The sequence below is a fragment of the Ignatzschineria rhizosphaerae genome (genome assembly GCF_022655595.1).
Classification (GTDB): domain Bacteria; phylum Pseudomonadota; class Gammaproteobacteria; order Cardiobacteriales; family Wohlfahrtiimonadaceae; genus Ignatzschineria; species Ignatzschineria rhizosphaerae.
Genome location: NZ_CP093379.1, coordinates 2,874,285 through 2,899,430 on the forward strand (window position 1 = coordinate 2,874,285; position 25,146 = coordinate 2,899,430).

Genomic DNA, 25,146 nt, shown 5'->3' on the forward strand with positions numbered 1-25,146 from the left:
AAAAAATTGGTAGAAATATATGCAAAATATTAAAAAAACCGTCGCGATTATTATCGGCATTATTATTTTATTGGTAGGGACCTTAGTCTATATTTCACGCCATAAGCCCGAGCTTGTGATTCAAGGAGAAGTTGCGGCAAATAGAGTGGATATTTCTGTGCGCGTTCAGGGCCGAGCAACGGTATTAACTGCCGATATTGGTGATAAGGTTCAAAAAGGGGATCTATTATTACAACTTGAAAGCCCAGCATTAGAAACACAGTTAGCAACTTCTGAGGCGCAATATAAAGTCGCAATTGCCAATCGTGACGTGACTTATAGTACTCGTCCGGAAACGATCGAGGCCATGCGAGCGCAATATGAAAAGGCTGAAGCAGATCTTCTTTTAGCAAAAAGTAATTTAGATAGAATGGAAGGCGCTGCGCCTCGAGGCGGCGTTTCTCAACAAAACTTAGATGTGGCACGTAACTCTTTTTCATCAGCGATGGAAGCCGCTGCTGGCGCTAAAGCAAATTATGAGCTAGCAGTAAGCGGTAGTAGTAGTGAACAGAAAAAACTGGCAGATGCACAAGTTGATCAAGCATTAGCGGCGTTAAACCAAGTTAAATCAGATTATGCAGCTCTTACAGTGAAAGCTCCATCAAACGGACAGGTTACTGTTCGTGTGGCAGAAGTTGGGCAACTTTATAATCCAGGGACACCGCTTTACTCTATTGTGGACATGGATAATTTATGGCTAACCTTTAATATCCGAGAAGATTACCTCAATTATGCGGCTGTAGGGGATATCTTCTCCATTTATGTGCCAGCACTTAAAGCGCATGTAGATGTAAAAATTCAGGCAATTAACCCTCTTGGGCAGTTTGCAAACTGGCATGCGACAAAAGCGACAGGAGACTTTGATTTAAGAACCTTTGAAGTGAGAGCGAAGCCTATTAAAGAGGATGCTGGTTTATTACCGGGCATGAGTGTCATTGCAGATTGGAAATCTCGTCGCCATAGTGAATAACCCAAAGGATTACCAATGAGTAACCGTGTCACTGAAGCAACAGTCAAGCAGCATTATTTCTCACTATTATTTCGTGAGATGCGAGTGCTTAGGCGTGAAAAAGCACTCTTTTTTGCACTCTTTTGCTATCCCTTATTAGTGGTCATTTTTTATAGTGCGTTATTGTCGCAAGGTTCGATCTTACAGGTCCCGATCTCAATTGTGGATTTAGATCGTTCAGTGGCTTCAAGAGCACTTATTCAGAAGATTGCGGCAACACCAGAGATTGAAATCGCTAAGCGAGATAACTCACTACATGATGCTAAGCAATCAATGTTATCTGGTGAAGTCTACGGTATTTTATTAATTCCTAATGACTATGAGAAGCACTTACTTGGGAATTTATCGCCTGAGGTAACCGCCTTTTATAATAATCAATATATGTCGGTAGGAAGTACCTTGCAACGAGGCTTTACGCAAACGTTACTAGCAGTAGTTTCTGGGTATCAAGAAGAGACGATGTTAGCGCAAGGCTATGCAAGAGCTATTGCGCAAGAGCAGCTTTCCCCCATAAAGCTTGAAACGCATACCGTGTTTAACCCCACTTTAAATTATAACTACACTTTAACAAATGGAATTGTCCCAACACTCTTACAGATTTTAATTATGATGACGATGGTTTATACCGTCATTCGGGACAAATATAAGTCTGGAGGAATCGCCGTGCCTCTTGCGATGGCAAATGGGGATTATGTCCGTTATTTAGTGAATAAGATCTTGCCATATTTCCTCTGGTTTATGTTGGTTCATTTAGTGTTAGATGCGATTTTAATTTTATTTTATGATCTTCCAGTTCGGGGCTCTTTAACCATTTTATATGTCGGTACTGCACTCTTTATCATAACCGCTCAGCTTTGGGCGATGATTTTTGCCTTATGGTTGCCAGAGAAAGTATTAAATTATGGGGCAGCAAGTAGCTTCTCATCGCCGGCATTTGGATTTATTGGATTGTTTTTCCCTAGAATTGCTATGTCTTGGTATGCCATTGCTTGGGGCGCTGTATTGCCAATTACATGGTATGTTGAGATTCGTTTAGATCAGACGATTAGAGGTCATGAGTTACCTTATAATCTTGAGCCTTTACTATGGCTTATTTTAATTGGGCTTGTAACTTATATTTTGGTGATATTACGCATATATCTCTTAAAGAAGGGGGCAAAGCGTGTTTAAAGTAACCTTAAAAATATTTCTTTATGAAATTAGTAATATATTTAATGTTCAAGCGCTCTTAAGTATCTTGATCTCAGGCTCAGTTCTCTATTTTTTCTATTATCCCGTTCCTTATAATAATGAAGAGGTGCGAGATGCACCGGCAGTTGTCATCGATCAAGATAATTCGGTGATGAGTAAAGCATTAATGCGAAAACTAGATGCGACAGATAGTATTAATATCGTGGCGCAAGTTGCGACAATGGATGAAGCTGAGCATCTAATGCGTAATCGAGAGATCTATGGCATCTTTTGGATACCTTTTAACTTTGAGGAAGATGCATTAAGCGGACGCTCTGCGGCAATCTCCTATTATGGGGATGCCAGTTATGTCATTATTTATAGTAAAATTACGGCAGCTGTTCAAAGCGTTGTTCAAGCATTAAGTCAGGAAATCGGCGCAGAAAGACAGATATCAATGGGTGTTGATCCTGCTATTGCAACAGGGAATAGTGCGCCAATTACACCGATTATTGTTCCGCTTTATAATCCTCAAAATGGCTATGCAACTTATGTGATTCCTCCTGTTTATGTCTTAATTGTGTATCAGTGTCTTTTCTTGGCATTGGTGATTTCACTAATTTTAGGAAGACGTTCAGACTTTGATAAAGCGTTAGTTCAAGATGCAAGGGTTTCGCCACTTACTGTTGCGTATTGTGTCTTGATAGGGAAATGGTTAGCTTATTTATTGGTGAGTATGACAATTTTTGTTGCCTATATGGGATTAACACCAATCTTTTACCAGTTACCATTTCATGGATCTATCCCTGATCTTTTATTCTTTAGTCTGATCTTTTTATCAGGAACAATTTTTGTAGGAATTTTTGTAGGACAATTTTTCCGTAAATTTGATTCGGTCTTTTTAATTATTATGCCATCGAGTATGTTCCTATTTTTCTTATCAGGAATGAGTTGGCCAAAAGAGATGGTGCCGGAGTTTCTACATCTATTAACGTATCTATTGCCAATTTTCCCTGGGATCACGAGTATGATTACGTTAAATCAGATGGATGGCACTTGGGTGAATATCCGCCCTGAGTTGATACAGTTAATTGTCTTGATGGGGGTTTATAGCCTTTTAGCCTTAGCGGGTTTATATCGTTATTATCGTCATCTTCAAGATGATGTTGTCGTGCAAAGTAAGGCGCAATCAAGAGAGACGATAAAGCCTAGTGAAGAATAAGGTTAATTGATATAAGAATCTTCGTTTAAAAGTTTACTTTTGCTGGGAGAATGCTTGTATTCTTCTTATTCTCTTGGCGCGTATTTAAACCAAAGGCTTTTCTTAAACCTCACTGAGTCAGGTTGCCGGCGTATCTGTGTGAGAAGCGCAAAAGCGCTCTATCTGCCGTTGTGCAAGCTGATTTGATTCCTGCGCTGTGTTATTTTACTTTTAAGATAGTGTTTCTTAAACTAAATCGACAATATTAAGATGGGCAGAAAACTAAAGGGTGTAAAAAAAGCTGAAATATTATTTCAGCTTTTTTATTGAGATCAATGAGAGATCATCAATTATTTTACTTTTGTAAAGCCTGATTGCTCAAGAAGAGTTCCTGTTGCTTTAAAGCTAATACCTTGTGAAGGATCACCATCAAATGCTGAACCTGGAAGTTCTGCTAATTTTTTAAGATCTGCTTTAGTAAGATCAACAATGATGCTCTCTTGTGCTGAAGTATCACCATATTCCATAGAGTAAGTTACTCCTTCAAGTGCGCCATAATCTGTGTTGTTAGTAAGCTCACCAAGGATTTTCTTCGCTTGCTCTGCATCAGCTGCGCCGATTGCTGAGTATTCGATAGTGCTGTTAGTTGTTTGTTTAACGACTTTATCATTCTCACCATAAAGCGTCATTTCGATAGAAACGCCCGGTTGGTTAAGTTCATAAGTAGCGACGTCTTGTTCTACAGCGACGGATGTTTTATCATCACCACACGCTGCAACGGCTACTGCAAAGAAAAGCCCTAAACCAAATTTTACGATTTTATTCATAATATTAATGCCCGTACCTTATAACAGAGGATTTTTAAAAGTTAATTAATAGAACTTAAATGAGTTAAATTCTATAAGTGCTCCATTTTATATAATAATGTATGATAGCGCTATGATAATTCTTAAAAATAATGTTTTAAAGCTTATTTTTGAATAAAGCTTAGCGGGATATATGAGAATTATCAAAGTGATAAGTCATCGGTGAAATAAGGTTAATAATGAAAGATGAGACGCCTTCTTGGTTGCAAAATCCTAAAATCACATTAAATCATCTAAGCTATCAGCGCATTTTGGTAGATTATGATGTGGCTGTTGTTGGTGCCGGTATTGCCGGGGCAGCTGCTGCTTTTAAATTTGCAGAAGCGGGATTAAAGGTGGTTGTTTTAGAAAAGGAAAAGCTGCCTGCAAAGGCTGGTTCTGGCAATCTACAGGGAATGCTCTACTTAAAACTATCACCGAGCTTAACTTGTCAAAATGATCTTTTAATTTCAGGTTTTGCGACAACCATTGCATTATTAAAGTGTTTAACAGCACGCGGCTTACTTAAAAAAGGAGAGGATTGGGATGATTGCGGTTTAATCCAACTCTCAAAATCAGAGAAGAAAAAAGATAAGCAAGCTGCATTAGGGGAGATTTATTCTAAAGAATTACTCTATTTTGTGGATCAAGCAGCGGCGAGTAAGATTGCCGGTGCAGAGTTAAGCTCAGGGGGATTATTTTTTCCACAATCAGGATGGGTTTCTCCTCAATCGCTAGTGCAAGCCTTATTAAGTCATCCTAATATTGTTTTTAAGGGAGAATCACCAGTTTCAAAAGTTGAAGCAGCACATCTCTCACCATCAGCGCCGCTTTGGGAAATTACGACCCCTAATAGGAAGGTTTGTGCGAAAGTGGTCATTTTAGCAATGGCAGATCGAGTGACAGAGCTGTATCAATGCCAAGATATTCCTTTTACTGTGGTAAGAGGACAAACAACAACCGCAGTTGGAGATTGTGGATTATCAGTTGTTGTGAGTGGTGAGGGCTATATTGCGCCGGCAAAAATGTTTAATGGTGTTATGAAGAGTACCTTTGGTGCAACTTTTCATCGGCATCAACCGGCAGGTGACCCTACAGATTCTGAGCATATAGAAAATATAGAGATGCTTGAAGCAAGCTCTTCAGAGGTCATTGCCCGTTTAGGATTAACTGATCGAGATAAAAGTGCTAACTTTCAATCATTAGCAGGAAGAGCCGCAACAAGAGCAAGCGCGATGGGATCGATTCCAATTGTAGGGCCTATTGCTAATAGATCCCTATTTTTACAACGATTTGAGGCGATAAGATTAGATGCAAAAGCCATTCCTAATGCAGAGGTTCCTTGGGAGCTAGGGTTATATTTAACAACAGCACACGGTTCAAGAGGGATGATTACCGCCTCTATTGCTGCCGAGATTCTCTATGACTATATATGTGGTGATGTTGATACTACAAAAATGCAGGATTTAAGATATCCGCAAGCGATTTTATCAGCCCTGCATCCTAACCGTTTTTATTATCGTGAGCTGCGTTTTAACCAATAAAGAGTTCTTATTTCGTTGGCATTTTTTTAAGAATCTGTCTGATCTCTGCCCAATCTTTTTGATAATCAACAGGAACAAAATATTCACCACCTGTAAAATTTTGCTTCATCTCTGGGGAGAATTGATAGTTAAAAAAGCAAGTGCGTAGATTGGTTTGGAGAGCCGGATTTAAGTTATAAGAATAAGCAAGTGCCGCAGAGGGGAATTTTTGGCTTTGATAGATAATTCTAAAATCATCCTTATCAACTTCTCGATATTGGATCATTCTTTCAAGGATTTCAGTTGTTGTCGTTGCAGCGTCGTAATCACCAGATTTAACACTCTGGATCGAACGATCATGCTTACCTGAAAATATAATCGGATAATCAACCCCAGGCATTAATCCTTCTTTAGGAAAGAGTGCTAGTGCGCCAAGATGCCCTGTTAGGGATGTGGCATTAGAGTGGATCACTCGGCGATTTTTAAGATCAGAAAGTTTGTAGTAAGGGCTATCACTACGTACAATGACGATTAGATGTGCGCCGACAAATCCTAAATGATTACCGTGAGTGGCAAAAGGTATTGCGCCAGCTTGATTGACTGCGGCCACAGTACTTCCGGTAGAAAATCCTGCAATATGCAATCTGCCCGAGCGCATGGCCGCAATTTCAGCTTCATTACTTTGCATAGGATAAAAGATCACACGGCGCTCTAAACAGCTCTCTAAATATGTTAGTAGAGGGTTAAACAAAGTACCCGTTGCGACATAATCACCAAAGGGCGCAAATGAGATAATCAGTGTTTGAGGATCAACCCACAGGTTTGGATCATCTGGCGTGTCTGCTAAAAAATCCTGATTATTGTCACAATAACTATTTGCAAGCTCACCGCGATAAAGACACTCAGCACCTATTGCCACCGATAACCCCGCGATCGAGGATCCGATATAAAATAGAAGCGAAAGGAAGATCGTGCGCATAGTAAAATCCCAAGTTAAAATAAGGAGTTGTCATAGGAAATAACAATATAATAAGTTTAGATATTGTTAGCAATTGTTATATTGAGATTTACAATTGCCCATTATCATGGGGAAAGGCGCTACTTAGTAGGATTAGAAAAAAGACTATCCACAGATTCTGTGCGAATAGTCTTTTAAAATAAAGTAAAAAGGAAAGTCGGTAATGGGTTTACTATCGGCCCATTCGATACTCTACGAATTCTGAAATGTCGTTTAAGCGGCGCAAAAATGGATTTGTCTTTAATTGCGAGGCGAGTGTTGCTGTTGCTGTTGGGCCATAAGCATGACCTGTATGAATAGTGACATGGTGAGGCACTTCTTCTTTAAGGCGGTTTAAAGAGTGGAAAAGATCTTCCGGATCTGAGCCTGTAATATCAGCGCGACCAGCGCCATCGACAAACAATGTATCCCCTGTAATGATATCTTGAGAGAGTAAAAAACAGATAGATCCTGAGCTATGTCCTGGCGTATGGATAATTCGAACTCGTTCTCCTGCAAAATCAATCTCATCATTATCATAAAGGGGAATGACATCTTCAGGTAGCTCTCTAAATGCCGGTGGTAAATCACCTTTTGGATAAGAGTTGATAAAGTCAATCTCCACATTAGAAGCATAAACTGGAATGGGGTAGTGATCTCGGAGTGCTTTAACCGCGCTCACATGATCATGATGGCCATGAGTTAACCAGATTGCAACAGGTGTGACCTTGAGCTCTTCAATACGATCTAAAAAATAATCCTCATTCCAAGCGGGATCAATAATGATCGCTTCGCCGGTTTCTAGATCTTCAATAATATGGCTAAAGTTCTCATATCTTTCATATACTTCGGAATGAATTTTATATCTTGGATTCATTGTCAGCTCCTCTGCTTTTTAAATTATGATTAATAATAGTCATAATTTTGTGTAAAACCACTGATAAGGCTTTCTTGTTTTATGGTCTTTTTATGATTTAAATTTTATGATCTTCTTACCCTTACTGTACACGATAAGTCAAAGGTTTTGTATGTTTAAAGTTGGGATTCTCCGCTTTGTGATGATGGCGTTAATGCATCATCTCTTGCGCTGGGATTGTATGATTTTCAGGATTACTTATCTGGTGATTATTGTTTGGCTTTCCGTGGGTGGGCTGATGTCCATGTCCAGAGTTTTGCATCTCTTTTAAGATCTCTTTTGCGCTTTTTTCCCCTGTGCGGATTTTATCAGTTTGTTCACTCACCATAGCTGCTCGCTTGGTGACTTTATCTTGAGGAGCAATCCAACCTAGATAGTAAATTGCCATTATTAAAACAACAATCCCAGCAATCATTCTGACGCCTTTTTTAGCAAAAAAGTGTCCAACAAAGTTTCCAAAAACAGCAAGCCCAATCATGATAGGTAACGTCCCTAAGCCAAAAGCAAACATAATGCCGGCAGATTTAGCAACAGATCCTGCGCCCATAGCAACAGCTAAAGGGCCATAAACTGCGCCACAAGGGAGTAATCCCCAGACCATGCCTACCGTATAAGTGCCAAGCGCTGTCCGAATGGGGAAAAACCTTTGAGAAAAGCGCTGAATGGGTTTCCAGATATATTGAAAAGGACGCTCAATAACGCCTAAAAACTGCGGCATTCCAAAAAGTTGTAGTGCGATGAAAATCATAATAGCGCCGGCAATATAGTGAATTGCATATTGAATAGGGGTGATATCTGCAACGGAGGTTGCAATTAAGCCACCTAGTACGCCAAGTAATGTATAGGTAGAGATTCTGCCAAGATTATAGAGAATGGCTGCGGGAATTCTTTTGTAGGAATTGTTCATGCCAAGAATGCCAATAACAGGTCCGCACATGCCAACGCAATGCGTTTGCGCAGCAAAACCGATAAAAAAAGCACCTGATAAAAGGGCAACAAACTCTGCCATAAAAAGATCTCCGAGATCAGAAGGTATCGAATAATCTATTATATCTTGAAGTGGTAAGTATTGCGTAAGAGGATACTGAAAAGTTGCTTTAGCTCCCTCAATTAGAAAAGAGGCGATCAGAATATCGCCTCTTTTAAAGGGAGTTTATAAGAAGGGCTATGCTTCTAGTGTTGTTTATACTCGTTAGGGGATGAGAACCGCAGATCCTAAAATTTCCCTGTTTTCGAGTGCTTGATGGGCTTTGCCAACATCAGAAAGGGGGAAGGATTGTTGTAGGGATAATTTAATATCGCCCGCACTTAAAGCAAGGAACCAACGATCCATCACCGTTTGGTAGCGCTCTTTTGTTGCGGTATAAGCATTAAGGTTTGGACGCGTTAAGAATAGACAGCCTTTTTCTTGTAGCAATAAGGGAGAGATTGCCGGCGGCGCTCCTGATGCATTCCCAAAAGAGACCATCATACCAAGAGACTTAATACAATCGAGGGAAGGAAGAAAAGTATCTTTACCAACGCCGTCATAGACAACATCAACGCCTTCGGGCTTAAATTCTCGTACCTTTTTAGCAAAATCCTCAGTGCGGTAATTAATGACAAGATCCGCCCCTAGTTCTTTTACTATCGCCTCTTTCTCTTTACTACCGACAGTGGTGATAACGGTTGCACCAATAGCTTTCGCCCATTGAATGAGGATTTGACCAACACCACCAGCCCCTGCATGAATTAGCGTTGTATGCTCTTTTTTTAATCTGAAAAGATCAAAGAGTAGATAACTCGCAGTCCCGCCACGAAGCAGAGAAGATGCTGCTTCTTCATAAGAGATGCTACTTGGGATTTTAATTAAGCGATCTGTTTTAATATTTCGCTCAGAAGTATAGGCGCCCATAACGCTTGCATAAGTCACGCGATCGCCAATATTAAAGCCAGTAATATCTTCCCCGACAGCGGTAATAATGCCGGAAGCTTCTTGCCCAATGACAAGAGGAGTTTCAAGCTTATAGAGTCCATCACGATGGTAGGTATCAATAAAGTTTAAACCAATCGCTTTTTGTACAATCCTAACCTCCCCTTTTTGTGGCGGGGTAAGATTTGTTGTTTCTTTCACAAGATTGCTGATATCCCCTTGTTTTTTTAACGTAATTTGATAACTCATGATACATACTCCTTTGTTATTACTTTTTGTTTTTGTGATCTTTTATTTTTATGGTGTTTGTACTTTATTAAAATAACCATTATTGAATAGCTCATAAAAAAAAGTGACCTTAAACCCATTATGTTGGATTTAAATAGCTTTGGCTATCTTGTTATTAATTGTTTGTTCTTGCAGAAAATAGAAAAATTCTCGGAGAATCGAATCAATTTCGAAAGATATAGGGTAGAATATCGGGGAATTTATTTGTATGTGCTATTGGTCAGACTTATAAGACTTGATCAAGCGATCTTAGATAAGGATTTTTAGATATGTCAGGACAATTTATCTACACGATGAATCGTGTGAGTAAAGTCGTACCACCGAATAGAGAGATTTTAAAGGATGTTTCTATCTCTTTCTTCCCTGGGGCCAAAATTGGTGTACTCGGATTAAACGGTGCGGGTAAATCAACGCTTCTTCGCATTATGGCGGGTGTTGATACAAACATTCAAGGGGAAGCGCGTGTTCAAACAGGTACCAAAATTGGTTACCTTGAGCAAGAACCGCATTTAAATGAAGCGCTCGATGTTCGCGGAAACTTAGAAGAAGCAATGAGCCACATCAAAAATGCGCAAGCAGAACTTGATGAGGTTTATGCCGCTTACGCAGAACCAGATGCTGACTTTGATGCACTTGCGACAAAGCAAGCGGAGTTAGAAGCAATTTTAGCAAGCTCTGATGGTCATGGTCTTGATCGTCAATTAGAGATTGCGGCAGATGCGCTTCGTTTACCACCGATGGATCGTGACGTTGCGACGCTTTCTGGGGGGGAGAAACGCCGAGTGGCGCTTTGTAAATTACTCCTTTCTAAGCCAGATATGCTCCTTCTTGATGAACCAACGAACCACTTAGATGCAGAATCTGTTTCATGGCTTGAGCGTTTCTTGCATGATTACCCAGGAACCGTTGTAGCCGTAACGCATGACCGTTACTTCCTTGATAACGTTGCAGGATGGATCTTAGAGTTAGACCGTGGGCGCGGTATTCCTTATGAAGGAAACTACTCAAGCTGGCTTGAGCAAAAAAATCGCCGCTTAGAGCAAGAAGCAAAACAAGAAGAATCTTTGGCAAAAGCGATTAAGAAAGAGCTTGAGTGGGTTCGTCAAGGGGTTAAAGGTCGTCAAACAAAATCTAAAGCGCGTTTAGCACGTTTTGAAGAGCTTGAGAGTCAAGAGTTCCAAGAGCGTAATGAAACAATGGAGATCTATATTCCGCCAGGTCCACGTTTAGGGGATTTAGTGGTGGAAGCGACTAACGTTTCTAAAGCATTTGGGGATAAGCTCCTTTATGAAGGGCTAAACTTTAATCTTCCGAAAGGGGGAATTGTTGGGGTAATTGGTCCTAACGGTGCTGGTAAATCAACGCTTTTCAAATTGATGACAGGTCAACTAGAAGCAGACGAAGGTGAGTTCCGTGTTGGTGAGAGTGTTGAGCTTGCTTATGTGGATCAAAGTCGTGATACGCTCGATGGCTCAAAAACTGTTTGGGAAGAAATTTCTGGCGGTTCAGACATTATTAAGGTGGGTAACTATGAAACGCCATCACGTGCGTATTGTGGTCGCTTTAACTTTAAAGGCTCTGATCAGCAGAAGTTCATCAAAGATCTTTCAGGGGGAGAGCGTAACCGCGTTCATTTAGCGAAAGTCCTTCGCTCTGGTGGTAACGTGATTTTACTGGATGAACCGACGAACGATCTTGATATCGAAACATTGCGTGCACTTGAAGATGCGATTTTAGCATTTGCCGGATGTGTGGTGGTGATTTCGCATGATAGATGGTTCTTAGATAGAATTGCGACCCATATTTTAGCCTTCGAAGGAAATTCTCATGTAGAATGGTTTGAAGGAAACTACGAAGAGTATGAAGCAGATCGTCGCCGTAGACTTGGTGATGATGCGGATAATCCTCAACGTATTAAGTATAAACCGATTTCACGCTAAGGAGAAAGTCATGGCATTAGAACAAACGAAAGTAGAACTTAATGAAGAAGCACTTCCGATTTGCTGTCCGCCGATTGATGTAGATGCTTGGGGTTATCATCCTAGAGTTTATCTTGCACCTAATCAAGATGGTAAAGCTGTTTGCCCTTATTGCAGTACAGAATATATTGTTGAATAATTCATGAAAATATTAGCAGTAGATGCTTCTACGGAAGCGTGTTCGGCAGCAGTCTATGTGAATGGTGAGATTGTCGAGCGTTTAACGCTCACACCTCGCAAGCATATAGAGCTTTTAATGCCAATGACAAAAGAAGTGATGGAAGCGGCTGAAATTGAACTCAATGAGCTTCATGGGTTAGCCTTTTCTGTGGGGCCGGGGAGTTTTGCCGGCCTTCGTATTGCTTGTGGTTTTGTGCAAGGATTAGGGGCGGGATTAAATATCCCCATCGTCCCAGTTTCAACACTTGCAGCCTTAGCATATCCAGTATTGGAAGAGCATCCTGATGCGATGGTGATGCCAATGCTTGACGCTAAAATGAATGAAGTCTATTGGGCAATTTATGCATTAGATCAAGATGGGGAATTGATGATCATTGAAAAAGATCAGGTTAATTCCCTAGAGGAAGTCTATGCGCATCTTGCCGATAAGCAATATAATGTTTTAGCTGTGGGTGATGGTTGGGGTTTAGAGCCTGAGAGTTTAACCCAATTAAACGGGACTTTAATTGAAGATCGTCATTATCCACGAGCTGGTGATATTGCCCTTCTTGCAAAAAAAGATCTGGAAAAAGGTTTAGGGCTTTACGCAGATCAAGTCGCGCCTGTTTACCTTCGTCACAATATTGCAATGACTATTGAAGAGCAAAAAGCCTTTCGAGAAGAGAAAGCTAAAGGCGCAGAAGCCTAATTGTTTTTTGAAAATTGAATTTTAAAACCCATATCAGAGCTTTCTGGTATGGGTTTCATTTTATGTTCTATTTTAGCTTCAGGAAAGGTAAATATCCTTTTAGGAACAATAGTCTATCTCTGGGAAGAACGCTTTCTCATTTTTTATAAATCTTGTGCCAGTGATATAAGCGTCTTTCAATTTATAGCTAAATGTAAATTTAGAGCCATGATTTAACTAGTAAAATCGGTTTAAAAGTGACTGAGTCAGATTGCCGGCACATCGGTTTTGAGAAGTGCAAGAATCGTTCTATCCGGCATCATGCAAGCTGGTTTGGTTCGTATGCGGTATTGTTTTACCTATTTTGAATAGTGTTTCTTAAGTTAATAGCTGATGTGCCGGCATTTGAATCAACCTGTTTTGAACTTCACTATAAAGGGTTGAAAGTCTCTTTTATGGGGCAATAAAAAACCACTTCTTTAAGAAGTGGTTTGATGAAATGATTTTGAATTTAATCGAGAGGATAGCGCTAGATTGCTAAAGTCTCTTTTAAGAAATTCACAATGTTATCCACAGAGACCATCGTCGCTTCTTCATCTGTGCGTGCTTTAAATTCAACTTCGTTATTTTTAAGAGTACGATCGCCAATGACCACACGATAAGGAATACCGATAAGCTCATGATCGCTAAATGCTTCGCCTGGGCGAATATTGCGGTCTTCAAGGAGCACATCAATGCCTAAAGCTTTAAGCTCGCTATAAAGCTTATCAGTCGTTTCTTTCACGAGCTCAGATTTGCCGTAGTTCATCGGGATCAGTGAGAGGGTAAATGGGGCGATTGCACGTGGCCAGATAATGCCGGCATCATCATTACGTTGCTCAATAGCCGCCGCAACGATTCTCGTGACGCCAATGCCGTAACAACCCATCTGCATAACGGTTGCTTTACCATTTTGGTCAAGAACAGTGGCATTCATTGCTTTAGAATAACGATCACCAAGTTGGAAGATATGGCCAACTTCAATACCACGAGCCATGGCAATTTTACCTTTACCGCAAGGTGAAGGATCGCCGACTTTGATTTCACGAAGATCCATCACTTCCGGTTCTGGGAAATCGCGTCCAATATTGGTGCCAATAAAGTGATAGCCTGTTTCGTTAGCGCCGCAACTAAAGTTGCTCATTAGCGCTGCTTGGCGGTCAAATACAATGCGGATTGGTAAGTTTACTGGACCAATTGAACCCGGTGTTGTGTTTAACTGTTCTAAAATTTCTTCATCTGTGGCAAATTCAAGCGGTGTCTTGAAAAGCCCACTATTTTCAGCTTTTACTTCGTTAAGCTCATGATCGCCACGTAAGCACACAGCGATTAATTCTTCTTTAACCCCTTTAAGAATCAAGGTTTTAAGATGCATTTCTGCAGGAGAGTTTAGGAATTTTGCAAGGTCTTCAATTGAATGAACGTTTGGTGTTTCAAGCTTTTTAAGAGGCTGATCTGCTTCTGCGCGAGTGCCGACCGCAATTGCTTCAGCTGCTTCTACGTTGGCGGCATAATCAGATTCTGTAGAGTAAACAATGGCATCTTCGCCGGCTTGAGTTACGACATGGAATTCTTGTGATTTACTACCGCCAATGGCGCCAGAATCTGCAAATACGGCGCGGTATTCAAGATCTAAACGATCTAAAACATTAGAGTATGCTTGATACATTTTATCGTAAGTTTCATCTAAAGATGCTTGATCGATATGAAATGAGTAAGCATCTTTCATCATGAATTCGCGTGAGCGCATCACGCCAAAGCGAGGGCGGATTTCATCACGGAATTTCCATTGGATTTGGTAAAGATTAATAGGAAGTTGGCGGTAGCTTTTAAGCTCTTGGCGCGCAAAGTCTGTGATAACTTCTTCATGTGTTGGGCCAAGGCAGTAATCACGTGTGTGGCGATCCTTAAAGCGAAGAAGTTCAGGGCCAAATTGCTCCCAACGACCTGATTCAATCCAAAGTTCAGCAGGTTGTGCTGATGGCATGAGCATTTCAAGCGCACCGGCATTATTCATCTCTTCGCGAACGATGTTTTCTGTCTTTTTAAGAACGCGTAAACCCAGTGGGCTCCAGCTATAAATACCAGAGGTAACACGGCGGATAAGGCCTGCTCTTAGCATTAATTGGTGAGACTTAATTTCCGCGTCATTAGGGGTGTCGCGAAGGGTGTTGATTAAAAATTGACTAGTTTTCATGTTGTTATAATCGCTTTAAAAATTGCTGTGCATCACAGCTTTGAAATATTTTTAAGTATTGATCTTAAAGATGTTTAGTGTAAGGAGAAAAAGGGATTTACGCAATGACTCTTGTAATGATCATGGTTCTCACTTGGACGAGAGGTGCGAATAGGGCAATCTTTTCTTCAGTTTTTAGAAAATTGTCTCGAAATTAAATTGATCTATGTCAATCTTTTGGTCGATTTTGAATTTATTTTCCCAAAAAATGAAGCGCTAAAGTCACCCATGCAGCTCCTCCAATTAAGATATTGTTATCGTTAAAATCATATTGATCTGTATGAAGACCTGTAAAGATCTCATCTTTGTCATTGCCAATATAGAAGTAGGCACCCGGGCACTCATGTAGCATAAACCCAAAATCTTCAGCCCCCATTGAGGCAACTTTATCTTGGGTGATAAAGTCAGGCTGCATCAGTGAAGAGAGCGCTTCAATGGCGATATCTGTCTCTTTATCATGATTGATTGTTGGGATATAGCCATCAATTAGTCGCACTTCACAAGTCGCACCATGTGCCAAGCAGATTCCTTTGGCGAGTGTTTCAATGCGTGTTTTAATAAGATCACGAACCTTAAGGTCAAAATAACGTAAAGTTCCTAGTAGAGAAACTTTGTTCGGGATGACGTTATTGGCATGTCCACCGTGAATCGCACCAATGGTAAGTACTGCTGAATCAATCCCAGAGATATTGCGCGAGATAATGGATTGTAAACCCACAACAATTTCCGCAGCAACTAAGACGCTATCGACAGTTTGATAAGGATGTGCGGCGTGTCCACCTTTTGAGAATACATCAATATGGACCTCACAAGTCCCTGCCATTTGTGGCCCTTTTTTAATGAGAATCTTGCCAGCAGAAGCCCCTGGAAAGTTATGAATACCGTAGACAGCATCTACTGGAAATTTTTCAAAAAGCCCATCTTCAACCATGCGGCGAGCGCCCGCTTGATCTTCTTCATCGGGTTGAAAGATAAAGATGATCGTGCCATCAAAATCGGCTTCTTCTGCTAAGTACTTCGCAGCAGCAAGGAGCATCGTAGTGTGGCCATCATGCCCACAAGCATGCATCACTCCTTCATTTTTAGAACGGTAAGGAAGATTGCCTTTTTCTTCAATAGGGAGAGCATCGGTATCAGCTCTAAGGCCAATTCGCTTACCGTTTTGAAAATCACCTTTTTGCAAAATGCCGATGACCCCTGTGGTTGAGAGGCGCTCCGTCTTAATTTTCCAAGATTTTAAAAGAGATTCAATGAGATCTGCGGTTTCAAACTCTTGACGAGATAATTCTGGGTTCGCATGAATCGTTTGACGTAATTTACGAAACTTTTCATCATGTGCCTGAAGAAATTGAACAAGGCTTGAATTGGGAGTTTTGAGGATTTTCGAGAGCATGCCTTTGGCTTCCATTTTATAGGTCGTGTGTTATTGATGATGGACTTTAACTTTATCGCTTAATCCATTAGTATAGAAGAGTTAGGATACAATTTCATGTCAGAGTTTTGAAGCATATTCGGGATTGAACTGGGTAGGCTTTGCACTCGTTTATATCAATCTATGAGTAAAATCAGAGTCTTGGAGGAAAAATGGCTATGATGGAATATCTTCCTGTAGCGGTCTTTGTAGGCTTTAGTATCGCCTTTGCTGGCGTGCTTGTTGCCCTTGGTTATTTCTTAGCACCGAGCGAGCCTAACGCAGAAAAGCTGTCTCCATATGAGAGCGGATTTGAGGCATTCGAAGATGCCCGTATGAAATTCGACGTCCGTTTCTTTCTTATCGCAATTCTTTTTATTATTTTCGACTTAGAGTTAATCTTCCTGATTCCGTGGGCAACTGCGATGAAGATGATTGGACTACCTGGTATTATGGCTGTGGTAGTGTTTCTCGTTCTTCTCACAGTCGGCTTTGCGTATGAATGGAAGAAAGGGGCGCTTGAATGGGATTAGAAGCTAGATTAGAAGAGGGGTTTGTCACAACAACTCTCGATTCGGCAATCAACTGGGCTAGGACAGGTTCTTTATGGCCTGTGACGTTTGGTCTTGCATGTTGTGCAGTAGAAATGATGCACGTAGGGGCTGCAAGATATGACTTAGATAGATTTGGAGGTGCGGTATTTAGGGCATCCCCAAGACAATCAGATCTAATGATTATCGCAGGAACGCTAACCAACAAGATGGCAATTCCTCTTCGTAAAGTTTACGATCAGATGCCAGAGCCAAAATGGGTGATCTCAATGGGATCATGCGCTAATGGTGGTGGTTATTATCATTACTCTTACTCAGTGGTTCGCGGTTCAGATAGAGTGGTTCCGGTGGATGTTTATGTTCCGGGTTGTCCGCCGACGGCTGAAGCATTAATGTTCGGGATCTTACGTCTACACGATAAGATTAAAAGAACCAGTACGATTGCAAGATTAGGGTAGGTGAAAGATGGCTAAGTTTATTAGAAATCCAGAAGAGCTACTGATCACGCTTGAGACAGTTCTTGGTGATAAAATTTTAAAATCAGTGCTTGATATCGGTGAGCTCACGATTACAATTGCGCCTAAAGAGGTGCATGCCATTATGGAGACACTTCGTCACCATGATGAGCTAAAATTCGAGCAAGTGACAGATATTACAGCGGTAGATTATGCCGCTTACGGGTTAACAGAGTGGGATGTTGAAGCATCAAACCATGGTTTTAGCCGTGGAACCACGCCGCAAGCTGTGGGACGAGCTGGGAATCAATTAGAGAAAACAGCCCATAAAGCGTCAATGAGTGAACGTTTTGCAGTTGTTTATCATCTTTTATCTTATACCCATAATTCTCGTTTGCGCGTTAAAACCTATTTAGATGGCGAGCAAAATAATGTGGTGCCGATGGTTGATTCCATTTCTGATATTTGGAGTGGTGCAAACTGGTTTGAGCGTGAAGTGTTTGACATGTTCGGGATTGCTTTTAAAAACCACCCTGATTTACGTCGAATTTTAACGGACTATGGCTTTATCGGTCATCCGCTTCGTAAGGACTTCCCATTAACGGGGAATGTAGAAGTGGTATATGACGAAGAGTTACGCCGAGTGGTATATCAACCTGTCTCTATTGAGTCACGAGTCAATATTCCACGTATGATTCGTAAGGGGTAATAAAAATTATGACAATAGCAACAAATATTGAAAACTATACAATCAACTTCGGTCCTCAGCATCCAGCGGCACATGGTGTAATGCGGATGATTCTTGAGCTTCGAGGTGAGACGGTAGAAAGAGCAGACGTTCATATTGGTTTACTCCATCGTGGTACAGAGAAGTTGATGGAAGCAAAGCCTTATACGCAATCTATCGGTTACTTAGATCGTTTAGATTACTGTTCATGTTTAAACAACGAGCATGCTTTCGTTTTAGCGGTTGAGAAATTACTCGGTATTGAAGTGCCAAAACGGGCGCAATATATCCGAGTTCTACTAGATGAAGCAACCCGCATTATGAATCACTTAATGTGGTTAGGTGCGCACGGGCATGACCTTGGGGCAATGGCGATGCTGCTTTATTGTTTCCGCGATCGTGAAGAGCTTTATGATGCGCAAGAAGCAATTACAGGCGCACGTATTCACCCGTTCTATTATCGTATCGGAGGCGTTGCAAAAGATCTTCCTAATCAGATGCCACAATATGCGCCAAGTAAATTCAGATCGAAGAAGAAACTTGCGCAGATTAATAAAGCAAGACAAGGGGATGTACTCGATTACCTAGAAGATTTCTGTGACCGTTTTGTCAATCAAAACATGGTGGAGTATAAGAATCTTTTAGTAGGTAACCGCATCTGGAAAGGTCGTGTGGTAGGAATCGGGGTTGTCACTGCTGAAAGAGCGATTGAGCTTGGATTTACAGGCCCAATGCTTCGTGGTTCGGGTGTTGCATGGGATCTTCGTAAGACTCAACCATACTCTGTATATGATGAATTAGATTTTGAAGTGCCGGTCGGCGTTAATGGTGACTGTTACGATCGCTTCTTAGTAAGACTTGAAGAGATGGTGCAATCGGCACATATCATGAAGCAATGTATTGCGTGGCTTCGTGAGAACAAAGGTCCAGTGATGTCGGAAGATAGCCGCGTAACGATTCCTCAAAGACGTGATGTAAAAGAGGGAATGGAATCACTGATTCAGCAGTTTAAAGTCTTTACAGAAGGTTTCTGTGTTCCTGAAGGGGAATCTTACGCCGCTGTTGAACATCCTAAAGGGGAGTTTGGTACCTATGTGGTTTCAGATGGGGCGAACAAACCTTACCGTGTGAAATTTAGATCACCAGGATTTGCACATATCTCGGCAACAGAAGAGATGGCTCGTCGCCACATGTTGTCAGACTTAGTTGCAATCCTTGGGACACAAGACATGGTATTTGGGGATATTGACCGCTAATTTTACGAATTATAAGTATAGAGTAGCTAAGATGAAGAATAGAGAAAGTATATTAAGTAGCCGCGCAAGAGCAGAAATCGACCGCTGGCTTACACGCTTCCCTGATGATCGGAAGCAATCAGCACTTCTTGCTGCACTTCGTGAAGTTCAGCACGACAATGATGGATATCTCACAACCGAGCTAATGGATGCCATTGCCGAATATCTTGAGTTATCCCCAATTGCGGTCTATGAAGTTGCATCGTTTTATTCAAATTTTGAAACAAAGCCATGCGGTAAAAATGCACTATTAATATGTACTAATATCTCCTGTATGCTTCGCGGCGGAGAAGAGTTATTAGCGCACGTTGAGAATCGTTTAGGTATTAAGGCCGGGGAGTCCACTCCTGACGGTCTTTTTTCGCTTAAGAAAGAAGATGAGTGTTTAGCAGCTTGTACAGCGGCGCCTGCAGCTTTAATCAATCATGAATATCATGAGAATTTAACGATTGAGAAGATTGATGAGATTCTCGACCGTATCGAATCAAGAGCAGATAAGAAAGAGGCAAACTAATGGTACAAAATGAAGTTTGTTACTTCACTCTCGGGCACGATAAGCCATGGTCATTAGAGACCTACTTGAGCTTAGGTGGCTACGATGGGTGGAAAAAAATATTAAAAGGTGAACTCTCTAAGGAAGAAGTCATCGACATGGTCAAAGCTTCAGAGCTTCGTGGTCGTGGTGGTGCGGGATTCCCAACGGGCGTTAAGTGGAGCTTCATGCCGAAAAATGATGATGGCAGTAGCTATCTTGTTTGTAACTCGGATGAATCAGAGCCAGGGACATGTAAGGATAGAGATATTCTTCGTTATAATCCTCATGCTTTAGTAGAAGGGATGATGATTGCCGCTTATGCCATTGGTGCAAAAGTAGGTTATAACTACATGCGTGGTGAGTTCAGTGAAGAGCCTTTCAAACGTTTTGAAGCAGCGATTCAAGAAGCAAGAGATGCCGGTTTACTTGGGCAAAATATCCAAGGAAGTGGTATCTCGATTGAGCTTTATGGGGCATTAGGAGCCGGGGCTTATATCTGTGGAGAAGAGACTGCGCTGTTAGAATCGTTAGAAGGTAAAAAAGGGCAACCTCGCTTTAAACCGCCATTCCCAGCAGCAGTTGGGCTTTACGGAAAACCAACGACAATTAATAACTGTGAGTCTCTCTCATCAGTGGGTCGTATTATTCGTAATGGATCTGATTGGTTTAAAGAGCATGGTATTCCTGGTGCTGGTGGGCAGAAGATTTTCTCAATCTCAGGTCACGTTGCAAAGCCTGGTAACTATGAGATTCCGATGGGAACGCCATTTAAGGATCTTTTAGAGTTAGCTGGTGGTATTTGGAAAGGCCGTAAGATTAAAGCGGTGATTCCAGGGGGATCTTCAGTTCCTGTGGTGCCAGGCCATATCATGATGGAAACCAACATGGACTATGACTCGATTGCAAAGCATGCCGGATCGATGATGGGTTCAGGCGCGGTCATTGTGATGGATGAAACCACCGATATGGTAAAAGCACTTCGTACGCTCTCAAGTTTCTACTTCAGTGAGTCATGCGGACAATGTACGCCATGTCGTGAAGGAACCGGTTGGTTATTTAGAATTATGGATCGTATCTTGCAAGGTGAAGGTAAGCCTGAAGATTTAGATCGTTTAGTGCATGTTGCAAACAATATCGGCGGACGGACAATCTGTGCGCTTGGTGATGCTGCAGCAATGCCTGTGCTCAGTTTTGTTAAATACTTCCCTGAAGAGTTTAAATACTATATCGAGCACGGTAAAAGCATGGTTGAGGGGGCTAAATAATGAGTAATGAAGTGAAGATGTTTACCGTAAATATTGATGGTAAAGAATTCCAAGCACCCGCAGGCTCAATGTTAATTGAAGTGGCAGATCGTGAAGGAATTGCGATTCCTCGTTTCTGTTACCACGATAAATTATCAATCGCAGCAAGCTGCCGTATGTGTTTAGTAGATGTCGAGCGTATGCCAAAACCAGCGCCTGCATGTGCAACACCGATTATGGATGGCATGATTGTTCGTACTCGTAATGATAAAGCGCGCGCTGCGCAAAAAGCGATTATGGAATTTTTACTCATCAATCACCCCCTAGATTGTCCAATTTGTGACCAAGGTGGTGAGTGTGAGTTACAAGATTTCTCAGCAGAATATGGTCAGAACAAGTCGCTTTTTGAAGAAGAGAAGCGTCACGTTGAGAAGATTGATATCGGCCCATTAGTTGAGACCTTTATGAATCGTTGTATTCAATGTACACGTTGTGTTCGTTATGGTGATGAAATTGCCGGAATGCGTGAGCTTGGCGGAGTTGATCGTGGGGATCGTTTAGAGATCACAACCTATATCCAACATGCGCTTGTTTCAGAAGTTTCCGCAAATATCATCGATATCTGCCCAGTTGGCGCATTAACTGCAAAGCCATCTAAATATGGGGCGCGTCCTTGGGAGTATATGAACCATGATTCCATCAGCATGCATGATGGGGTAGGCACGAATACCGAGATTCATACATTACGTGGGAAGGTTGCTCGTGTTGCCGCTCGCCGTAATGATGAGATCAATGAACCATGGATTTCAGATAGAGATCGTTTCAGTTATGAAGCGCTTTCAAGTGATGATAGAGCCGCACATCCATTAATGGATAATGGTAATGGTGTCCTTGAAAAAGCCTCATGGAGCGATGCACTTAAAGCAACAAAGCTTATTATTGAAGGTGCTATCCAAAAGTATGGTGCATCTGAAGTCGGCGTGCTTGTTTCGCCATTAGCATCTGTTGAAGAACTTCAATTAGTGAAAGAGCTTCAAGCAGGTTTAAAACTTACAAATGTAGATTACCGTTTTAATCAACGCGATTTTAGTGGTGAGAGTGCAGAGCCAACATTCCGTGCATTAGGCGTTTCGATTCCAGAGATTAATCAATTAGATTCAATCTTCCTCGTAGGCGCTGATCCTCGTATGGAAGCACCAATTTTGGCGATTCGTGTACGTGATGCTGTCAAAAATGGGGCAAAAGTTTCATTCTTGGGTGCATATAGCGCCGATCAATTACATGCGATGAATGCAGAAATTATTGCGCATCCATTTGATTGGGTAAATGAGATTTCATCAGTATTAGTTAAAGTGGCAGAAATGAAGGGAACTTCAATTCGCACGGAATTAACAGGTGTTATCAATAGTCATACAGCAAATAGTGATGCGGTTAATCAGATTGCAGAGCAACTCTTAAAAGGTGAAAGAGAATGGATTGTTTTAGGACATGACGCTATCAGTCACCCACAGTTTGCAACGATTCGAGTATTAGCAGCAGAGCTTGCACGTATTTCTGGTGCAAAACTGGGTTACTTCACGCAAGGTGCTAATAGTTCTGGTGCAGCGATTACGGGGTTAACGTCAGAAGGGGCAAATACAGCCACAATGATCAACTCACCTCTTAAAGCTTATGTTTTAGTGGGCGCTATTGATCCTGAATTTGATTTTGTAGAAGCAAGTAAGGTAATGAAGGCATTAAATGCAGCAGAAGCAGTTGTTGCGATCACACCATTTGCAAGTGAAACGATTAAGTCAGTGGCAAATGTGGTGCTTCCCGGAGCTGCATGGGCAGAAACATCAGGTAGTTATGTCAGCCTTGAAGGTAAATTACAATCACTTCAAGCGGCAAGCATGCCTCATGGTGAAGCGCGTCCTATCTGGAAGATTCTCCGTGTATTAGGTAATCAGTTTGAACTTTCTGGATTTGATTATATTAGTTCTGAAGATGTATTAGCGGCTTGGTTACAAGTCAATGAAGCAAAACTTAGCGAAACTTCTAACGAAGTCAGTGGCGCCTCATTTGATTATAAGCCAATGGCGAAAGAGGGATTGTTAGCGGTACCTACAACATCTCTTTACTCTACAGATGCCTATGTCAGACGTGGAAAAGCGCTTCAGAAAACACCTCTTGCAAAACGTGCTCGTATCGCATTTAACAATGCCGGTGATGAAGCAACTGTAATGCCTGTGTTAAATCGTGAGAATAATTTCTTATCTCGCGTTTCTGAAAAAGTTGCCTTAGGCTGTGTGCGAATCCCAACAGAATATGCGGGTGAAACACAATTTTATCAATCAATTAAGGGGGCAAATTAGATGGATATCGTAATGGCTATTATCAATTATCCGCTTGTTTGGGCTCTAATTAAGACATTGGCGATCTTTTTGCCAATCGTTTTATCGGTAGCATATCTCACATTTGCAGAACGTAAAGTGCTTGGGTATATGCATATCCGTTTAGGTCCAAATAGAGTCGGTCCTAAAGGTCTTTTACAGCCTTTTGCGGATCTTCTTAAAATGCTCTTTAAAGAGTGGGTTATCCCATCAGCTGCTAACAAAGCAATGTTCTTAATCGCACCATTTATTGCGGTAACAACAGCATTTGCCGTGTGGGCAGTCATTCCTTTCAATGAGAAATGGATTAGCTCTTCAATGGATTCTGCGATTTTATATATTCTCGCAATGACTTCATTAGGGGTTTATGCATCGCTCATGGCAGGTTGGGGATCTAACTCGAAGTTCTCAATGTTTGGGGCAATCCGTAGTGCGGCGCAAGTCGTTTCTTATGAGCTTGCCATTGGCTTTGCTTTAATCACAGTTGTAATGCTTTCAGGAAGTTTAAACTTCTCAGAAATTGTGAAGGGTCAATCAGGGGAACTTGGGCTTGTAAACTGGTACTTTATTCCGTTATTACCCATGGCAGTGATCTACTTCATTGCAGGGTTAGCAGAATTAAACCGTGCGCCATTTGAGGTAACAGAAGGGGAATCGGAAATCGTTGCCGGATACTTTACAGAGTATTCAGGAACAGGTTTCGTAACATTCTACCTTGCTGAGTATACCAATATGATCTTGATGTCGGCATTGATGAGCCTACTCTTCTTTGGAGGATGGTTATCACCGCTTTCAGGTATTGAGGCAATTGAGAACATTCCTGTGCTCTCGCTTTTAGCGACAGACAGTACATTCTGGATGATTCTTAAAATGGCATTTTTCCTCTTCGCGATGATTTGGGTTCGTGCAACGTTCCCTGGGTATCGTTATGACCAGATCATGCGCTTAGGCTGGAAATTCTTTATTCCGATTGCACTTGTATGGATCGCGGTAGTTCTCGTGATGTATGGCATCGGTTTAAAACCATGGTTTTAAAGGAATAGGAAGGATTATCAATGTTTAGATATTTAAAATCAGTATACGAGACGTTTACGTTAAAAGAGTTACGTAAAGGTTTAGGAATTACCTTTCGTTATTTCTTTAGACCCAAGTTTACCGTCGAGTATCCGTTTGAAAAAACACCACAGTCCAATCGTTTCCGTGGACTTCATGCCCTTCGCCGTTATCCAAATGGGGAAGAGCGTTGTATCGGTTGTAAGCTTTGTGAAGCAGTCTGCCCAGCATTAGCGATTACCATTGATACAGAAGAGCGCGGTGATGGGACTCGTCGTACCACTCGTTACGATATTGACCTCTTTAAATGTATCTTCTGTGGATTATGCGAACAAGCATGTCCTGTTGATTCAATCGTGTTAACGCGCGTATTTGAGTATCACATGGAAGAGAAGGGCGATAATATCATCACTAAAGAGAGCTTGCTTGCACTAGGCGATAAGTACGAAGTACAAATCGCTGAAGATCGCGCGCTTGACTCAAAGCTATACTAGGGGGAGCA

General features: G+C 41.4%; 23 protein-coding genes. 16 read left to right on the plus strand and 7 right to left on the minus strand.

Going from position 1 to position 25,146, the window contains the following annotated elements:
- The first annotated feature begins 19 nt into the window (after window positions 1-19).
- The 3 genes from MMG00_RS13220 to MMG00_RS13230 are packed head-to-tail and all read left to right on the plus strand — an operon-like array spanning window position 20 to window position 3,440.
- On the plus strand, window positions 20-1,009 hold the full coding sequence (locus MMG00_RS13220) for an HlyD family secretion protein (protein WP_242149121.1): 990 nt from the start codon (window positions 20-22) through the stop codon (window positions 1,007-1,009).
- A gap of 15 nt (window positions 1,010-1,024) precedes the next feature.
- A complete protein-coding gene (locus MMG00_RS13225) occupies window positions 1,025-2,218 on the plus strand; it encodes an ABC transporter permease (protein WP_242149122.1) in 1,194 nt (397 codons plus the stop codon).
- Entirely contained in the window at window positions 2,211-3,440 is a 1,230-nt protein-coding gene (locus tag MMG00_RS13230; RefSeq protein WP_242149124.1) for an ABC transporter permease, read from the plus strand. The genes MMG00_RS13225 and MMG00_RS13230 overlap by 8 nt, the downstream gene beginning before the upstream one ends.
- 329 nt (window positions 3,441-3,769) lie before the next feature.
- Here MMG00_RS13230 and MMG00_RS13235 read toward each other — a convergent pair whose 3' ends face one another.
- Window positions 3,770-4,246, minus strand: a complete 477-nt coding sequence (locus MMG00_RS13235) for a YehR family lipoprotein (RefSeq protein WP_242149125.1) — start codon at window positions 4,244-4,246, stop codon at window positions 3,770-3,772.
- A gap of 218 nt (window positions 4,247-4,464) precedes the next feature.
- Between MMG00_RS13235 and mnmC1 the strand changes: the two genes are divergently transcribed.
- A complete protein-coding gene (mnmC1, locus tag MMG00_RS13240; protein ID WP_242149126.1) occupies window positions 4,465-5,808 on the plus strand; it encodes an FAD-dependent 5-carboxymethylaminomethyl-2-thiouridine(34) oxidoreductase MnmC1 in 1,344 nt (447 codons plus the stop codon).
- Between the two features lie 7 nt (window positions 5,809-5,815).
- On the opposite strand, the gene phnD is transcribed toward mnmC1, so the two are convergent.
- The 4 genes from phnD to MMG00_RS13260 all read right to left on the minus strand — a co-directional run bounded on the left by phnD (window position 5,816) and on the right by MMG00_RS13260 (window position 9,861).
- A complete protein-coding gene (gene phnD / locus MMG00_RS13245) occupies window positions 5,816-6,766 on the minus strand; it encodes a phosphate/phosphite/phosphonate ABC transporter substrate-binding protein (protein ID WP_242149127.1) in 951 nt (316 codons plus the stop codon).
- Window positions 6,767-6,977: 211 nt separating this feature from the next.
- Window positions 6,978-7,661, minus strand: a complete 684-nt coding sequence (locus tag MMG00_RS13250; RefSeq protein WP_242149129.1) for an MBL fold metallo-hydrolase — start codon at window positions 7,659-7,661, stop codon at window positions 6,978-6,980.
- A gap of 190 nt (window positions 7,662-7,851) precedes the next feature.
- Complete coding sequence (locus MMG00_RS13255; RefSeq protein ID WP_242149131.1) at window positions 7,852-8,709, minus strand: sulfite exporter TauE/SafE family protein; 858 nt, start codon at window positions 8,707-8,709, stop codon at window positions 7,852-7,854.
- A gap of 183 nt (window positions 8,710-8,892) precedes the next feature.
- Window positions 8,893-9,861 carry a quinone oxidoreductase family protein gene (locus tag MMG00_RS13260; protein WP_242149134.1) on the minus strand — a complete coding sequence of 323 codons (969 nt, stop codon included), beginning with the start codon at window positions 9,859-9,861 and terminating at the stop codon, window positions 8,893-8,895.
- A gap of 308 nt (window positions 9,862-10,169) precedes the next feature.
- Between MMG00_RS13260 and ettA the strand changes: the two genes are divergently transcribed.
- Genes ettA through tsaB form a run of 3 tightly spaced genes read left to right on the plus strand, consistent with a single transcriptional unit; the run spans window position 10,170 to window position 12,747 of the window.
- A complete protein-coding gene (ettA, locus tag MMG00_RS13265; protein WP_242149137.1) occupies window positions 10,170-11,840 on the plus strand; it encodes an energy-dependent translational throttle protein EttA in 1,671 nt (556 codons plus the stop codon).
- Window positions 11,841-11,850: 10 nt separating this feature from the next.
- On the plus strand, window positions 11,851-12,018 hold the full coding sequence (locus tag MMG00_RS13270) for a zinc-finger domain-containing protein (RefSeq protein ID WP_242149140.1): 168 nt from the start codon (window positions 11,851-11,853) through the stop codon (window positions 12,016-12,018).
- Between the two features lie 3 nt (window positions 12,019-12,021).
- The gene (tsaB, locus tag MMG00_RS13275; RefSeq protein ID WP_242149142.1) at window positions 12,022-12,747 is read left to right on the plus strand and encodes a tRNA (adenosine(37)-N6)-threonylcarbamoyltransferase complex dimerization subunit type 1 TsaB; all 726 of its coding nucleotides are present in this window, start codon (window positions 12,022-12,024) and stop codon (window positions 12,745-12,747) included.
- 508 nt (window positions 12,748-13,255) lie between these two features.
- On the opposite strand, the gene MMG00_RS13280 is transcribed toward tsaB, so the two are convergent.
- Together MMG00_RS13280 and MMG00_RS13285 are read right to left on the minus strand one after the other, a co-directional pair.
- The gene (locus MMG00_RS13280) at window positions 13,256-14,962 is read right to left on the minus strand and encodes a proline--tRNA ligase (RefSeq protein ID WP_242149144.1); all 1,707 of its coding nucleotides are present in this window, start codon (window positions 14,960-14,962) and stop codon (window positions 13,256-13,258) included.
- A 232-nt stretch (window positions 14,963-15,194) separates the two neighbouring features.
- Window positions 15,195-16,394, minus strand: a complete 1,200-nt coding sequence (locus MMG00_RS13285; RefSeq protein ID WP_242149146.1) for a M20 aminoacylase family protein — start codon at window positions 16,392-16,394, stop codon at window positions 15,195-15,197.
- A 191-nt stretch (window positions 16,395-16,585) separates the two neighbouring features.
- On the opposite strand from MMG00_RS13285, the gene ndhC reads away from it, so the two are divergent.
- From ndhC to nuoI, 9 genes are read left to right on the plus strand one after another with little or no spacing between them, the layout of a single operon-like run.
- Window positions 16,586-16,945 carry an NADH-quinone oxidoreductase subunit A gene (ndhC, locus tag MMG00_RS13290; protein WP_270049311.1) on the plus strand — a complete coding sequence of 120 codons (360 nt, stop codon included), beginning with the start codon at window positions 16,586-16,588 and terminating at the stop codon, window positions 16,943-16,945.
- Entirely contained in the window at window positions 16,936-17,421 is a 486-nt protein-coding gene (locus MMG00_RS13295; protein ID WP_242149148.1) for a NuoB/complex I 20 kDa subunit family protein, read from the plus strand. The genes ndhC and MMG00_RS13295 overlap by 10 nt, the downstream gene beginning before the upstream one ends.
- 7 nt (window positions 17,422-17,428) lie before the next feature.
- A complete protein-coding gene (locus MMG00_RS13300; protein WP_242149150.1) occupies window positions 17,429-18,127 on the plus strand; it encodes an NADH-quinone oxidoreductase subunit C in 699 nt (232 codons plus the stop codon).
- A gap of 8 nt (window positions 18,128-18,135) precedes the next feature.
- A complete protein-coding gene (locus MMG00_RS13305) occupies window positions 18,136-19,401 on the plus strand; it encodes an NADH-quinone oxidoreductase subunit D (protein WP_242149152.1) in 1,266 nt (421 codons plus the stop codon).
- 31 nt (window positions 19,402-19,432) lie between these two features.
- Window positions 19,433-19,954: an NADH-quinone oxidoreductase subunit NuoE family protein gene (locus MMG00_RS13310; RefSeq protein WP_242149155.1), complete on the plus strand. Its 522-nt coding sequence runs from the start codon at window positions 19,433-19,435 to the stop codon at window positions 19,952-19,954.
- On the plus strand, window positions 19,954-21,240 hold the full coding sequence (gene nuoF / locus MMG00_RS13315; protein ID WP_242149157.1) for an NADH-quinone oxidoreductase subunit NuoF: 1,287 nt from the start codon (window positions 19,954-19,956) through the stop codon (window positions 21,238-21,240). The genes MMG00_RS13310 and nuoF overlap by 1 nt, the downstream gene beginning before the upstream one ends.
- The gene (nuoG, locus tag MMG00_RS13320) at window positions 21,240-23,573 is read left to right on the plus strand and encodes an NADH-quinone oxidoreductase subunit NuoG (protein WP_242149160.1); all 2,334 of its coding nucleotides are present in this window, start codon (window positions 21,240-21,242) and stop codon (window positions 23,571-23,573) included. Before nuoF ends, nuoG begins: the two co-directional genes overlap by 1 nt.
- Window positions 23,574-24,626, plus strand: a complete 1,053-nt coding sequence (gene nuoH, locus MMG00_RS13325) for an NADH-quinone oxidoreductase subunit NuoH (RefSeq protein ID WP_242149162.1) — start codon at window positions 23,574-23,576, stop codon at window positions 24,624-24,626. It abuts the gene before it with no gap.
- A 20-nt stretch (window positions 24,627-24,646) separates the two neighbouring features.
- Window positions 24,647-25,138: an NADH-quinone oxidoreductase subunit NuoI gene (gene nuoI, locus MMG00_RS13330; RefSeq protein ID WP_242149164.1), complete on the plus strand. Its 492-nt coding sequence runs from the start codon at window positions 24,647-24,649 to the stop codon at window positions 25,136-25,138.
- Window positions 25,139-25,146 lie beyond the last annotated feature (8 nt).

What these genes read in the sequence shown, in the direction of transcription:
- MMG00_RS13220 (WP_242149121.1), top strand. Translation starts at nt 20, where the DNA reads ATGCAAAATATTAAAAAAACCGTCGCGATTATTATCGGCATTATTATT.
- MMG00_RS13225 (WP_242149122.1), top strand. Translation starts at nt 1,025, where the DNA reads ATGAGTAACCGTGTCACTGAAGCAACAGTCAAGCAGCATTATTTCTCA.
- MMG00_RS13235 (WP_242149125.1), bottom strand. Translation starts at nt 4,246, where the DNA reads ATGAATAAAATCGTAAAATTTGGTTTAGGGCTTTTCTTTGCAGTAGCC.
- mnmC1 (WP_242149126.1), top strand. Translation starts at nt 4,465, where the DNA reads ATGAAAGATGAGACGCCTTCTTGGTTGCAAAATCCTAAAATCACATTA.
- phnD (WP_242149127.1), bottom strand. Translation starts at nt 6,766, where the DNA reads ATGCGCACGATCTTCCTTTCGCTTCTATTTTATATCGGATCCTCGATC.
- MMG00_RS13250 (WP_242149129.1), bottom strand. Translation starts at nt 7,661, where the DNA reads ATGAATCCAAGATATAAAATTCATTCCGAAGTATATGAAAGATATGAG.
- MMG00_RS13255 (WP_242149131.1), bottom strand. Translation starts at nt 8,709, where the DNA reads ATGGCAGAGTTTGTTGCCCTTTTATCAGGTGCTTTTTTTATCGGTTTT.
- MMG00_RS13260 (WP_242149134.1), bottom strand. Translation starts at nt 9,861, where the DNA reads ATGAGTTATCAAATTACGTTAAAAAAACAAGGGGATATCAGCAATCTT.
- ettA (WP_242149137.1), top strand. Translation starts at nt 10,170, where the DNA reads ATGTCAGGACAATTTATCTACACGATGAATCGTGTGAGTAAAGTCGTA.
- MMG00_RS13270 (WP_242149140.1), top strand. Translation starts at nt 11,851, where the DNA reads ATGGCATTAGAACAAACGAAAGTAGAACTTAATGAAGAAGCACTTCCG.
- tsaB (WP_242149142.1), top strand. Translation starts at nt 12,022, where the DNA reads ATGAAAATATTAGCAGTAGATGCTTCTACGGAAGCGTGTTCGGCAGCA.
- MMG00_RS13280 (WP_242149144.1), bottom strand. Translation starts at nt 14,962, where the DNA reads ATGAAAACTAGTCAATTTTTAATCAACACCCTTCGCGACACCCCTAAT.
- MMG00_RS13285 (WP_242149146.1), bottom strand. Translation starts at nt 16,394, where the DNA reads ATGCTCTCGAAAATCCTCAAAACTCCCAATTCAAGCCTTGTTCAATTT.
- ndhC (WP_270049311.1), top strand. Translation starts at nt 16,586, where the DNA reads ATGGCTATGATGGAATATCTTCCTGTAGCGGTCTTTGTAGGCTTTAGT.
- MMG00_RS13295 (WP_242149148.1), top strand. Translation starts at nt 16,936, where the DNA reads ATGGGATTAGAAGCTAGATTAGAAGAGGGGTTTGTCACAACAACTCTC.
- MMG00_RS13300 (WP_242149150.1), top strand. Translation starts at nt 17,429, where the DNA reads ATGGCTAAGTTTATTAGAAATCCAGAAGAGCTACTGATCACGCTTGAG.
- MMG00_RS13305 (WP_242149152.1), top strand. Translation starts at nt 18,136, where the DNA reads ATGACAATAGCAACAAATATTGAAAACTATACAATCAACTTCGGTCCT.
- MMG00_RS13310 (WP_242149155.1), top strand. Translation starts at nt 19,433, where the DNA reads ATGAAGAATAGAGAAAGTATATTAAGTAGCCGCGCAAGAGCAGAAATC.
- nuoF (WP_242149157.1), top strand. Translation starts at nt 19,954, where the DNA reads ATGGTACAAAATGAAGTTTGTTACTTCACTCTCGGGCACGATAAGCCA.
- nuoG (WP_242149160.1), top strand. Translation starts at nt 21,240, where the DNA reads ATGAGTAATGAAGTGAAGATGTTTACCGTAAATATTGATGGTAAAGAA.
- nuoH (WP_242149162.1), top strand. Translation starts at nt 23,574, where the DNA reads ATGGATATCGTAATGGCTATTATCAATTATCCGCTTGTTTGGGCTCTA.
- nuoI (WP_242149164.1), top strand. Translation starts at nt 24,647, where the DNA reads ATGTTTAGATATTTAAAATCAGTATACGAGACGTTTACGTTAAAAGAG.